This is a genomic window from Micromonospora sp. NBC_01405, assembly GCF_045040155.1.
In the GTDB taxonomy this organism is placed as follows: domain Bacteria; phylum Actinomycetota; class Actinomycetes; order Mycobacteriales; family Micromonosporaceae; genus Micromonospora.
This window is the reverse complement of the sequence record NZ_CP109532.1, coordinates 4203804-4216248: the sequence shown is the minus strand read 5'-3', so window position 1 is coordinate 4216248 and position 12445 is coordinate 4203804. Positions and strand designations below refer to the sequence as shown.

Here is a 12445-nt window from a genome sequence, read left to right as displayed (position 1 = left end):
GCGCAGTACGGTGCCCTGATCAGTACCGGGCCTGTTCGCGGGACTGCTGGGCCTGGTCCCGCACGTCGTGCGCGGCCGACTTGGTGTCGTCCTTGACCGCGTGCACGGCGTCCTGGGCGGTGGACCGCACGGACTCGGTGGCCTGCCGGGCCGGCTCGCGCAGCTCCTCCTTCAGCTCGTTGGCGACCTCGCCGAGCTTCTCCTTCACCACACCGGCGTGCTCGCTGGCCCGGTCCTTGACCTGGGTCGCCACCTGCTGCTCGCGGCGGGTCGCCGGGATCAGCGAGGAGACCAGCATGCCGACGCCGAAGGCGATCAGTCCGGCGGCCAGCGGGTTGCCCTCCGACTTCTCCCGCAGCACCTGCGGTGCCCGCTGCGCGGCGTCGCCGACGGTCGAGGCCGCCGAGTGCGCCTTGTCGGAGACGGTGGACGCCGCCGACGAGGCCCGGTCGGCCACCGAGTGCGCGGCGTGGCTGGAGCTGTGGCCGTAGTCGGAAGCGGTGCCCATGACCTTGTCCCTCACATTCTGCAGCGCGTTGCGCGCCCGCTGCTTACGGTCGTCGACGATGCGGCCCGGGCTGACCTTGTACGCCAGGGCGTCCACATCGGTGCTGAGGCTGTTGCGGGTGGCCTCGATCTCCCGGCGGATCTGGTCGGGATCGGTGCTCATCGGGTGACTCCCTCCGGGTGGGGCTTGAGCGCGTCGGGAATCCGCTGCACGCTGTCGCTGGTCTGCTTGAAGCCGCGTACACGCTGGGCGTTCTTCTTGGCCATGGAGTAGAGGACGGCGGCGATCGCGCCCCAGATCACGGCGACGATCAACGCCGCCCAGCCGGCGTCCATGACGTTGGACAGCCCGGCCCAGAGGGCGATCGACAGGAACAGCGCCACCATGTAGCCGCCGAAGCCGGCGCCGCCGAACAGGCCGGCGGCCTTGCCAGCCTTCTTGCCCTCCTGGCGGATCTCAGCCTTGGCCAGCTCGACCTCCTGGCGCATGAGCGTGGAGAGGTCGCTGGTCACCTGGCGCATCAGCTCGCCGATGGAGCTGCCCCTGACCTCGTCCGCGGTGTGCGGCGCACCTGCGGGGCGGTACCCGGAGTCCACTCCGGGGTCCTGCGTCGGCACGGTCATCCCGTCGCCTCCCTTCGGATGGCTCGCACGGTCACGGACGGATGGTGCCGCTGGACGGCACGCCCGGCAGCGGGTCGGTCTGGGTCACCGGGGGCAGCGGCTGGCCGGTGCCCCCGGCCGGGTCGGCGTACCCGGTGGTCGTGCCCGGGTCGGGGTAGGCCGCGCCCTGGCCGGAGTAGCCGGCGCCGGACCCGGCGTAGGTGCCCGGGGTCGGGTCGAGGTAGCCGCCCGGCGGGATCTGGTCCGGCACGGCGCGGGGGGCCGGCGGGGTCGGGATGACGGCGGTCCGCTCCGGGTCGTAGCCGTCGGTCGGGCCGTACGCCCCGCGGGCGTCGCCGGTGCCGCCGGACGCGGCGGACAGGTTCCGGGTCAGCCGGCCGGCGAGCACGCCGAGCACGGCGGCGCCGACCAGGAAGGTGCCCGGGTTGCGGCGGGCGTAGCCCTTGACCTCGTTGACGATGTCGCCGGGCTGCCGCTCCTCCAGCCAGCCGGCCACGCCGTTGACCCGGTCGGCGGCCTGGTGGGCCAGCTCGGTCACCGGGCCGGCCTGGCCGCCCTGCTGCGCCATCGAGCGCATCTCGTCGGCCAGCGAGCGCAGCCCACCGGCGGCCCGGCGCTGCTGCTCACCGGTCTGGCCGGCGAGCTGGTCGCGTGCCTCGCCGTAGAGGTTGCGGGCCTGGCGCTTCGTCTCGCCGACCACCTCCCGGCCCTGCTCCTTGGCGGTCTGGGCGACCGCGTCGCCGGCGTGCGCGGCCTCGGAGCCCACCTGGCGGGCCTGCTCCCGGACGCCGTTGCTCGGCTCCGTCCCGTACGTGGAGGTCGTGGGTGACAGATCGTAGGTCATGATGCCCCTTCCGCTCGAAAAGTCGTCGCGGTATCACTTCATTGGGATTCGCTGGCCTTCATACCGCCGGCGTCTTTTGACCTACCCTCGGTCCAGCCCGCCATACCTGATTCCTGATTTCACTGCGGAATCTGTGAGCGCACACACAGAATGGAGGATCGTCGGGAGCTGCTGATCCACGGAGGTGACAGCGATGGCGCACGGAACTCCCAAGCCCCGGGTGCGACAGGCCGCCGCCGCGGTGGCCGCGCTGTTCCTCCTGCTCGGCGTCCTCGGCTTCGTCCCCGGCGTCACCACCGGCTACCACGAGCTGACCTTCGCCGGGCACACCTCCGGCGCGAAGCTGTTCGGCCTGTTCCAGGTGTCGGTCCTGCACAACGCCCTGCACCTGCTCTTCGGCCTGGCGGGGCTGGCCCTCGCCCGCAGCGTCGGCGGCGCGCGGATCTTCCTGGCCGGCGGCGGCGCGCTCTACCTCGGGCTCTGGCTCTACGGGTTCGCCATCGAGTTCTCCGCCGAGCACAGCGCGGTCAACTTCATCCCGCTCAACGGCGCGGACAACTGGCTGCACCTGGCGCTCGGCTTCGGCATGCTCGCCCTGGGTCTGCTGCTGTCCGAGCGGGCCGGCACGGGCGGCCGGCTCGACGACCCGATCGACCGCCCCTGAGGGGTGGCGGTGTCAGGCCGCGACCGGGAGGCGCTTGGCGAAGCAGCGGCTGTACGGGTTGGCGACGTACTCGCCGAACACCGGGATCGGGGCGTATCCGCAGGAGGCGTAGAGGCCGATGGCCGCCGGCAGGTAACTGCCGGTCTCCAGCCGGATCTCGGCGTACCCCTGTTGGAAGGCCAACTCTTCCAGTGCGGCCAACAGTTGCCGGGCGATCCCCCGCCCCCGGTACGCGGGCCGGACGTACATCCGCTTCAGCTCGCCGGTGCGCGGGTCGAGCTCCTGGATGCCGCCGCAGGCGACGGCCCGGCCGGTGGCCACGAACGCGAGGTAGCGGATGTCGTCGTGGGTGACGGTCGCCTGCCCGTCCAGGCCGCCGTCGGCCTCCCGCAGCTCCCGCTGCTGCGCCGCGACCAGGGTGGCGATCTCCGGGTCGGTGGTGGGCCGCGATTCGATCAGCATCCCGAGAACGTAGGCCGCCCGGGTTTCCCCCAGGTTTCCGGCGGGCGACCCGGCGGCGGAGCCCGGCGAGCGGTTCGTCGTAGGGCCGCCCGCCGGGCCGCCGGAGCTATTCGTCGAGGTCGGCGTCCGACTCGTCGTCCGTCCCGTCGGCACCCGGTTCGTCGTCCGAACGCACCCGGCGGGACTTGCGCGCGGCGAGCCGCTCGGCGGCCGAGGCCCGGGACGACTTCTCCTCCAACCGCACGTCGGTGCCCCGGTTGCCCGGGACGAAGTCGACGCCCGCGTGGAGGGTGGGCTGCCAGTCGAACTCGCGCTCGCCGATCCGCACCAGGTCGCCGGGGTTCGCCCCGGCCTTGGCCAGCTTGTCCTCGACGCCGAGGCGGGCCAGGCGGTCGGCCAGGTAGCCCACCGCCTCGTCGTTGTCGAAGGTCGTCTGCCGCACCCAGCGCTCCGGACGCACGCCCCGGACGGTGAACGACCCGTCCGGCTCCGCCTCGACGGTGAAGCCGGTGTCGTCGACCGCCTTCGGGCGGATGATGATCCGGGTCTCCTCGGTCGGCGTGGCGGCGATGCGGCCCTGCTCGACCAACTCCGCCATGGCGAACATCAGCTCCTTGAGGCCCTCGCGGGTGGCCGCGGACACCTCGAAGACCCGCAGGCCGCGGGCCTCCAGGTCGGGGCGGACGATCTCGGCGAGGTCCCGACCGTCCGGCACGTCGACCTTGTTCAGGGCGACGAGGCGGGGCCGGTCCACGAGCCCGCCGTACTCGGCGAGCTCGGCCTCGAGGGCGTCGATGTCGGCCAGCGGGTCCCGGTCGGGCTCCAGGGTGGTGGTGTCGATCACGTGCACCAGCACCGCGCAGCGCTCGATGTGCCGGAGGAACTTCAGCCCGAGGCCCTTGCCGGTGGCCGCACCCGGGATCAGGCCGGGCACGTCGGCGACCGTGAAGATGTGGTTGTCGGCCTGGACCACGCCCAGGTTGGGCACCAGCGTGGTGAACGGGTAGTCGGCGATCTTCGGCTTGGCCGCCGAGATGACCGAGATCAGCGACGACTTGCCGGCCGACGGGAAGCCGACCAGGCCGACGTCGGCCACGCTCTTGAGCTCCAGGACCACGTCGAGCTGGTCGCCGGGCTCACCCAACTCGGCGAAGCCGGGGGCCTTGCGCCGGGAGTTGGCCAAGGAGGCGTTGCCCCGGCCGCCCCGGCCGCCCCGGGCCACCTCGAACGTGGCGCCGGCGCCGACCAGGTCGGCCAGCACCTCGCCGTCCGGGGTCTGCACGACGGTGCCGTTGGGCACCTTGAGCACCAGTTGGCGCCCGTTCGCGCCGTCCCGGTTCGAGCCCGCGCCGCCCTTGCCGTTCTCGGCCTTGACGTGCGGATGGTAGTGGAAGTCGAGCAGGGTGTGCACCTGCGGGTCGACGACCATGGTCACGCTGCCGCCGTGCCCGCCGTTGCCGCCGTCCGGGCCGCCGAAGGGCTTGAATTTCTCCCGGTGGATCGAGACACAGCCGTGCCCGCCGTCACCGGCCTGCAGGTGCAGGACGACCCGGTCCACGAACATCGTCACGTCGTCAATCCTTCCAGCGGGATGCGCCCCGCGCGTACGAGAAAAGGCGAAGCGGGCCGGGACCTACCGGTCCGCGGCCCGCAACGCCTTCGAACTACTGCTACGCCGGTACGATGCTGACGGTCTTGCGACCGCGCTTGGTACCGAACAGGACCGAGCCGGCGGCCAGCGCGAAGAGCGTGTCGTCGCCGCCACGGCCGACCAGGTCACCGGGGTGGAACTTGGTGCCACGCTGCCGGATGAGGATCTCACCCGCGCTGACGACCTGACCACCGAAGCGCTTCACGCCGAGCCGCTGGGCCGCAGAATCACGGCCGTTACGCGAGCTGGACGCACCCTTTTTGTGAGCCATTTGAGGACGACCTACTTCCCGCTGGAGATGCCGGTCACCTTGACCTGGGTCAGCGGCTGGCGGTGACCCTGGCGCTTGTGGTAGCCGGTCTTGTTCTTGAACTTGTGGATCTTGATCTTCGGGCCCTTGGTGTGTGCGGCGATCTCGCCGGACACTGCGACCTCGGCAAGCTTCGTCGCGTCGGTCACCAGGTCGTCACCGTCGACGAGGAGCACCGCGGTGAGCTTCACCGCGTCACCGGGGGCACCGGCGAGCTTCTCGACCTCGATCACGTCGCCCTCGGCGACCTTGTACTGCTTGCCGCCGGTCTTGACGATCGCGTACATCGGAGGCGGACTCCCTGTCGTTGAGGCTGCTGGCGGTCGTTCCCTCGGCGGCTCACCGGGTAGCAGAGGCACGGCGGCGTGGGCACGCGGGAACACGGCACACCAAAGTGCGCCGCAAGATAGCCTACGCCATCGGTGGGCTGACGCCCAAACCGGGCTCCCCGCACCCCGGCGTGGCCGCCGGGGCCGAGACGGGCTCCGCGGCCACTTTCCGGGTGCGGCAGGGGCCTCGCCCCGTCAGCGGGCGCAGAGCTGGTCGAGGCGCTGCTGGAGCTCGTCCAGCTCCTCCTCGTCGATCGCGTCCACGTCGGTGCCCAGGGTGCCCACCTCGCTGGCCAGGTCAGCCAGCAGCGTCTTGAGCTGTGGGTCGGTGGCCCGGGCGGACTGCTGTCGCAGTTCGGTACGCCAGCCGGCCAACGCGGCCTCGGCCCGCTTGCGGGCGACCTCCGCCGTCGCACTGTCGTTGGCCCCGACCGCGCCGATCATCCGGCCCAGCTCCGCCACGTACGTGCGGACCGCCGCACCGCTGGCCTTCTGGGCTGCGGCGCAGACCTCCGGGCCGTTCCCACCGGCCGGCGGCCCGAGCGACCCGCCGGCCGCGCCAGGGCCGGCTCCCCCCGCCCCCGGGGTGGCCCCGGCCGCCGCAGGCGGCGAACCGCTCGGTCCGGGCTCGGAACCGGAGCGCTCGGCGGAGCAGGCCGCCCCGGCGGACAGGACCGCCATGGCGGCGGCAAGGGCGAGCAGACGACGCATTCTTCTTCTCCTGACCGGGGTGGCCGATCCTAACCGGGGCCGGGATGACCGACAGGGCCCCGCCCACCGGTGCTGTTGCCGGGGAAGGGGCCCTGCGGGAAGCGCGGAAGGTCAGCCGGTCACGGGCGGGTGCGCCGCCGGGTACCGCCCCGGCGGGACCGGCGCCGGCCGGTGCCGCCCTCGGTGTCGCCGTCGGCCTCGTCGCCCAGGGCGTCCGGGTCGTCGGCCCCGGCAAGCCGGGGTGACTCGCCCTGCTGGCTGTCCGTCACGGCCGGTGCGGCAGCCGTGTCCGCCTCGTACCGGGACAGGTCGTAGCCCATGGTGTCCTGGTACTCGACGACCGCGCTCCCGCCCGGTGCCTCGGGTGCCTCGGCCACCTCGACCACCGCGCGCTCCGGCGCGGCGCTCTTGCGGGCCCGCCGCCGCGGCGACGCCCCGCCGACCTGCTCGGCCGGGGCGGGGGTGGTGACGGCCGAGGCGACCGCCTTGACCTTCTCCCCCGCGCCCGCAGCGCGCGGCTTCTCCGGCACCGGCTCGGTGTGGATGACCACGCCACGGCCCTTGCAGCAGTCGCAGGTCTCGCTGAACGCCTCCAGCAGCCCCGCGCCGATCCGCTTGCGGGTCATCTGCACCAGGCCCAGCGAGGTGATCTCGGTGACCTGGTGCTTGGTGCGGTCCCGGCCCAGGCACTCGGTGAGCCGGCGCAGCACCAGCTCACGGTTCGACTCCAACACCATGTCGATGAAGTCGATCACCACGATGCCGCCGATGTCACGCAGCCGGAGCTGGCGGACGATCTCCTCCGCCGCCTCCAGGTTGTTGCGGGTGACCGTCTCCTCCAGGTTGCCGCCCGCACCGGTGTACTTGCCGGTGTTGACGTCGACCACGGTCATCGCCTCGGTCCGGTCGATCACCAGATGACCGCCGGAGGGCAGGAAGACCTTCCGGTCGAGACCCTTGAGGATCTGCTCGTCGATCCGGTACTCGGCGAACACGTCGCCGGTGCCGACGTACCGGCGCACCCGGTCGACCAGGTCCGGCGAGACGTGCGAGAGGTACGACTCGACCATCCCGTACGACTCGTCGCCCTCGATCACCAGTTCGCGGAAGTCCTCGTTGAACAGGTCCCGCACGACCCGGATGACCAGGTCCGGCTCCCCGTAGAGCAGCACCGGGGCGCCGCCGGAGGCCACCTTGGCCTGGATGTCCTCCCACTGGGCCTGGAGCCGCTCGACGTCGCGGGCCAGGTCGTCCTCGCTCGCCCCCTCGGCGGCGGTCCGGACGATCACGCCCGCCCCGTCGGGGACCAGCTTCTTGAGCGCGTCACGCAGCCGCTTGCGCTCGGTGTCGGACAGCTTGCGGCTGATGCCGGAGGCGTTGCCGTTCGGCACGTACACCAGGTGCCGGCCGGACAGGGCGATGTGGCTGGTCAGCCGGGCGCCCTTGTGCCCGATCGGGTCCTTGGTGACCTGCACCAGCACCGAGTCGCCGGACTTGAGGGCGTGCTCGATCGAGCGGGCCCGGCCCTCCAGACCCGTGGTGTCCCAGTTCACCTCGCCGGCGTACAGCACGGCATTGCGACCCCGACCCACGTCGACGAAGGCCGCCTCCATGCTCGGCAGGACGTTCTGCACCTTGCCGAGGTAGACGTTGCCGGCCATGGTGCCGGAGGAGTTGCGGGTGACGTAGTGCTCGACCAGCACACCGTCCTCCAGGACGGCGATCTGGGTGCGGTCGCCGCGCTGGCGTACCGCCATCACCCGGTCAACTGCCTCCCGGCGGGCCAGGAACTCCGACTCACTGAGGATCGGCGGACGGGTCCGCCGCTGCTCCCGGCCGTCGCGACGGCGCTGCCGCTTCGCCTCCAGTCGGGTCGACCCGGAGACGCCCTGCACCTCGTCGACGGCCTTGCGCGGCTCGCGGATCTTCACGACGGTGGGCACGCCGTCGTCGGCACCGCCGTCACTGTCCCCGGCGCCCCGCCGACGACGACGACGGCGGCGGCGGGTCAGCCCGTCCCCGCTCTCCTCGCCCTCGTCCTCGTCACCCTCGGCCTCGGCGGTCTCCTCCTCGGCCTGGGCGGTCTCCTCGGCGTCCTCGTCGGCGTCGTCGTCCGCGCCGCCCTTGCCGCGCCCCCGGCCCCGGCGGCCACGCCGACGCCGCCGGCGGGCCGCCGCGGTCTCGTCCTCGTCCTCGTCCTCATCCTCGTCGTCCTCGGCGGCCTCCTCGGCCTCCTCGATGACGGGCTCCTCGACGGGCTCCACCGCCTCGACGAGCTCGGCCTCGCGGCGACCGCGGCGACGTCGCCGGGTCGGCTCGGGCTGTTCCTCGGCCGGCTCCTCCTCGATCACGACGGGCACCACGACCCGGGCGACCGGCGCCTCCTCCGGCTGGGGTGCCATGAAGAGCACGGTGGGCGCGGAGAGCGCAGCCCGCCGCCGCCGGGTCTTCGGCTCGACGGGCTCGGTCGCCTCGACGGGCCCGACCGGCGGCACGGCGGGCACGGCCGCGCCGGGCGGGACCTCCCCGGCGCGGTTCTCCGCGCCGCTGGGCCGGGTGCCGGCGGCGGCCTGCGCCTCGGCGGCCCGGGTGGCCTCCGCGGCCTGGTCGGTCTCCTCGTCCTCGGCCGCCGCGCTGTCGACCGGCTGGGCGGCGGCGGGCCCGGACGTGGTCTGGGTGGCGGCGGGCGCGGACGACGCCTCCGCCTGGGTGACGGTCGGTTCGGCGCCGGCCTCGGCCGGGGCCTCCACCGCGGGCGCGGTGGCCTTGCGGCGGCGGGTCCGGGTCACCTTCACCGGGGGTACGACCTCGGCGGACGCCTCCTCCACGCCGGCCGCGACGATCGGCTCCTCCGCCGCCTTCGCGGTGGTCGCCTTGCGGCGGCGGCGCGGCGTCTTCGGGGCCTCATCCAGCTCACCGGCGATCGGGGCGAAGACCTCGGCCTGGGGGGACTCGCTGCTGGTCGAGCCGGCGGAGGTGGACGCCTCCGTCGGCGCGTCGGTCTGCTCCGGCTGGTTCAGCGGGGCAGCCCGCCGCCGGGTGGCCCGCTTGCGGGGCGGGGCGGGCGGCGCCTCGGCGGCCGGTTCCCCACCGGGCGCCTGCTGGGCGGCGGTGGACCCGCCGACCGGGGCGGCGCCCTCGGCTGTGCCGGCGTCGGTGGTGCGGTCAGCGGTCTCGCCGGCCGGCTGTGAACCGGTCCGTTCGCCGCCCTCGGGCTCGTTCTCGAGCATGGAGGTTCTCCAGTTCTGGCTGCCCCGGGCGCGGTTGAGCGCTGCCACGCAGGGTTGCCGCAAAAGTGTTTCCGCCGGGCGCGCGAGGTGCGCGACCGCCGAAGTCTGCCTGCCAGAGCGTTGACCGACGGTCAACGCTCATACGATGGCTGCCCCGATGCGGTCCGCGTCCAACGGATCCGCGATCGCGCCCTGCGCGGTCAACGTGCCCTGCGCCAGCCGGATCACCCTCGGGGCGACCGGCGGCTCCAGGTCGGCCACCGCGCGGAGGCCGGAAAGGACGTCATCGGGTCGTACGGACGGGGTGACCTGCCGGACGACCAGTTCGAGTATCGCACACGGTACGGCCGTGGCCCCGGAAGGCGTCTGCGGAGACGCAATCACATCGATGCTGATGACTGCCGCGCGAGCATCGAAGGTGCGGCGGCCCTGCTTGGTCATCCGCTCGACCTGGACATCCTCGGCGGCGGTGAAGGCGGCCACCGCGCGATCCAGCACGGCCGGCTCGACCTCCGGCAACTCGATCCGCCAGTGCGACGCCTCGATCCGGTCGGCAAGACCACCGCCGGAGGCGACGACAGCTTCCAGGATGTCGAGGCCGGGCGAGAGGGCGGCGTCCAGGGCGGCCCGCAACTGCTCCGGGTCGACCGGCTCGCGGAGCCCGATCTCGAGGTACTCCGCCTCACTGGCCACCCCGGTCGGGGCGGCGCTGGCGTAGGAGATCTTGGGATGCGGGGTGAAGCCCTGCGAGAAGGCGATCGGCACACCCGCCCGACGCAACGCCCGCTCGAAGGCACGGGCGAAGTCGCGGTGCGAGGTGAACCGCAGCGGTCCACGCTTGGCGTACCGGATCCGGACACGCTGGACGATCGGGGCCTGCCCGCCCTCCGGCTGTGGTTTCCTGCTGATCGTCGTGCTCCTCGGACTCAGAACCGGTTGGTCGTGCAGGTGCCGTCGCCGACATGCCGTGACCGTGACGACACCTACCTGATCAACGCAGCGGGCGGTGGTGGCCGGCCGTGGGTCAGGGGTGGGTGTGGGTGGGCACCTTCAGGCCGGCGCCGTTGAGCGGGGTGAGCGGAAGCAGCTTCTGGCCCGTCGGGCCGATCTGGATCTCGGTGTCCATGGACGGGCAGACCCCACAGTCGAAGCACGGGGTCCACCGGCAGTCGTCCTGCTCGTACTCGGACGTCGAGTCCTGCCAGTCCTTCCAGAGCCAGTCCTTGTCCAGGCCCGAGTCCAGGTGGTCCCAGGGCAGGACCTCCAGCTCGTCGCGCTCCCGGGTGGTGTACCAGTCCAGGTCCACGCCGAAGGCCGGCAGCGTCGCGGCGGCGGCGTCCACCCAGCGCTGGTACGAGAAGTGCTCGCTCCAGCCGTCGAACCGGCCGCCGTTCTCCCAGACCCGACGGATCACCGCGCCGACCCGGCGGTCGCCGCGACTGAGCAGGCCCTCGATCAGCGACGGCTCGCCGTCGTGGTAGCGGAAGCCGATCGCGCGACCGAGCGACCGGTTCGAGTTGATCTCCTGCTTGAGCAGCCTCAGCCGGCCGTCGATGACCTCCGGCCGCTCCATCTTCGCCCACTGGAACGGGGTGTGCGGCTTCGGCACGAACCCGCCGATGGAGACCGTGCAGCGGATGTCCTTCGAGCCGGTGGCGGCCCGGCCCGCCTTGATGACCTCGTGGGCCATCCGGGCGATCTGGAGCACGTCGTCGTCGGTCTCGGTGGGCAGGCCGCACATGAAGTACAGCTTCACCTGCCGCCAGCCGTTGGTGTATGCGGTGACGACGGTGCGGATCAGGTCCTCCTCCGACACCATCTTGTTGATCACCTTGCGGATCCGCTCAGACCCGCCCTCGGGGGCGAAGGTCAGACCGGTGCGCCGGCCGTTGCGGGACAACTCCTGGGCCAGGTCGATGTTGAACGCGTCCACCCGGGTCGACGGCAGCGACAGCGACACGTTGGTGCCCGCGTACTGCTCGGCCAGGCCGGAGCACATGTCGCCGATCTCGGAGTGGTCGGCGGACGACAGCGACAGCAGGCCCACCTCGTGGAAGCCGGAGAACTCCAGCCCCTGCTGCACCATCTGTCCCACAGTGGTGATCGACCGCTCCCGGACGGGCCGGGTGATCATGCCGGCCTGGCAGAACCGGCAGCCCCGCGTGCAGCCCCGGAAGATCTCCACCGCGTACCGCTCGTGCACGGTCTCGGCGAGCGGGACCAGGGGCTTCTTCGGGTACGGCCAGGCGTCCAGGTCCATCGTCGTGCGCTTGTGCACCCGGAACGGCACGTCCGCCCGGTTCGGCACGACCCGCTGGATCCGCCCGTCGGGCAGGTAGTCCACGTCGTAGAAGCGCGGGACGTAGACGCTCTCGGTGCGGGCCAGCCGCAGCAACAGCTCGTCCCGGCCGCCCGGGGAGCCCTCGGACTTCCACTCCCGGACGATCGTGGTGATCTCCAGGACAGCTTCCTCGCCGTCGCCGAGCACGGCGGCGTCGACGAAGTCGGCGATCGGCTCCGGGTTGAACGCGGCGTGCCCGCCGGCCACGATCACCGGGTCGGCGTCGGTGCGATCCGCCGCGAGCATCGGGATGCCGGCCAGGTCGATCGCGGTGAGCAGGTTGGTGTAGCCCAGCTCGGTGGAGAACGAGATGCCGAACACGTCGAAGTCGCGCACCGCGCGGTGGGCGTCGACGGTGAACTGCGGCACGCCGTGCGTGCGCATGAGGCTCTCCAGGTCGGGCCAGACCGCGTACGTCCGCTCGGCGAGCACGTCAGGCAGCTCGTTGAGGACCTCGTACAGGATCTGCACGCCCTGGTTGGGCAGCCCGACCTCGTAGGCGTCCGGATACATCAACGCCCAGCGGACGGTCGCCGTGTCCCAGTCCTTGACCACCGCGCCCAGCTCGCCACCGACGTACTGGATGGGCTTGGTCACCTGGGGCAGCAGCGGCTCCAGCCGGGGCCAGACGGAGTTGGCCGCGGCGGGGCGCGGGGTGGTGGACGGGACGCTCATGATGCCCAAGGGTACGCGTCCGCCCACCGGCCGCCGCGTCGCATCCGCCACGCGCCCGGCCCCGCCCCGGGGAGGACCGGTCGGGCCAGCGCTGATC

The 12445-nt window shown here is 72.6% G+C and carries 12 protein-coding genes; 1 reads left to right on the top strand and 11 read right to left on the bottom strand.

The annotated features are described in order from the left end of the window. Nucleotides 1–19: 19 nt before the first annotated feature. From OG559_RS18360 to OG559_RS18350, 3 genes are read right to left on the bottom strand one after another with little or no spacing between them, the layout of a single operon-like run. Nucleotides 20–670: a DUF3618 domain-containing protein gene (locus tag OG559_RS18360; RefSeq protein ID WP_405105351.1), complete on the bottom strand. Its 651-nt coding sequence runs from the start codon at nucleotides 668–670 to the stop codon at nucleotides 20–22. Beyond that, nucleotides 667–1131 (bottom strand): phage holin family protein, encoded by a 465-nt coding sequence (locus OG559_RS18355; protein WP_405105349.1) that lies wholly within the window; start codon nucleotides 1129–1131, stop codon nucleotides 667–669. Before OG559_RS18355 ends, OG559_RS18360 begins: the two co-directional genes overlap by 4 nt. A 31-nt stretch (nucleotides 1132–1162) precedes the next feature. Continuing rightward, the gene (locus OG559_RS18350; RefSeq protein ID WP_405105347.1) at nucleotides 1163–1975 is read right to left on the bottom strand and encodes a hypothetical protein; all 813 of its coding nucleotides are present in this window, start codon (nucleotides 1973–1975) and stop codon (nucleotides 1163–1165) included. A 193-nt stretch (nucleotides 1976–2168) separates the two neighbouring features. Here OG559_RS18350 and OG559_RS18345 point away from each other — a divergent pair, with 193 nt between their 5' ends. Then, the gene (locus OG559_RS18345) at nucleotides 2169–2639 is read left to right on the top strand and encodes a DUF4383 domain-containing protein (protein ID WP_405105345.1); all 471 of its coding nucleotides are present in this window, start codon (nucleotides 2169–2171) and stop codon (nucleotides 2637–2639) included. Between the two features lie 12 nt (nucleotides 2640–2651). On the opposite strand, the gene OG559_RS18340 is transcribed toward OG559_RS18345, so the two are convergent. From OG559_RS18340 to OG559_RS18305, 8 genes are all read right to left on the bottom strand, one after another. Further along, entirely contained in the window at nucleotides 2652–3101 is a 450-nt protein-coding gene (locus tag OG559_RS18340) for a GNAT family N-acetyltransferase (RefSeq protein WP_405105343.1), read from the bottom strand. Between the two features lie 106 nt (nucleotides 3102–3207). Next, a complete protein-coding gene (gene obgE, locus OG559_RS18335; RefSeq protein WP_405105341.1) occupies nucleotides 3208–4671 on the bottom strand; it encodes a GTPase ObgE in 1464 nt (487 codons plus the stop codon). A gap of 100 nt (nucleotides 4672–4771) precedes the next feature. Beyond that, nucleotides 4772–5023: a 50S ribosomal protein L27 gene (gene rpmA, locus OG559_RS18330; protein WP_405105339.1), complete on the bottom strand. Its 252-nt coding sequence runs from the start codon at nucleotides 5021–5023 to the stop codon at nucleotides 4772–4774. Between the two features lie 11 nt (nucleotides 5024–5034). Then, nucleotides 5035–5349, bottom strand: a complete 315-nt coding sequence (gene rplU / locus OG559_RS18325) for a 50S ribosomal protein L21 (RefSeq protein WP_161691814.1) — start codon at nucleotides 5347–5349, stop codon at nucleotides 5035–5037. Between the two features lie 237 nt (nucleotides 5350–5586). Further along, nucleotides 5587–6102, bottom strand: coding sequence for a hypothetical protein (locus OG559_RS18320; protein WP_405105337.1), 516 nt, complete (start codon nucleotides 6100–6102; stop codon nucleotides 5587–5589). Nucleotides 6103–6221: 119 nt separating this feature from the next. Beyond that, on the bottom strand, nucleotides 6222–9332 hold the full coding sequence (locus OG559_RS18315; protein WP_405105335.1) for an Rne/Rng family ribonuclease: 3111 nt from the start codon (nucleotides 9330–9332) through the stop codon (nucleotides 6222–6224). A 138-nt stretch (nucleotides 9333–9470) separates the two neighbouring features. Continuing rightward, a complete protein-coding gene (locus OG559_RS18310; protein WP_405116764.1) occupies nucleotides 9471–10184 on the bottom strand; it encodes a TIGR03936 family radical SAM-associated protein in 714 nt (237 codons plus the stop codon). 172 nt (nucleotides 10185–10356) lie between these two features. Continuing rightward, a complete protein-coding gene (locus OG559_RS18305) occupies nucleotides 10357–12348 on the bottom strand; it encodes a TIGR03960 family B12-binding radical SAM protein (protein ID WP_405105333.1) in 1992 nt (663 codons plus the stop codon). Nucleotides 12349–12445 lie beyond the last annotated feature (97 nt).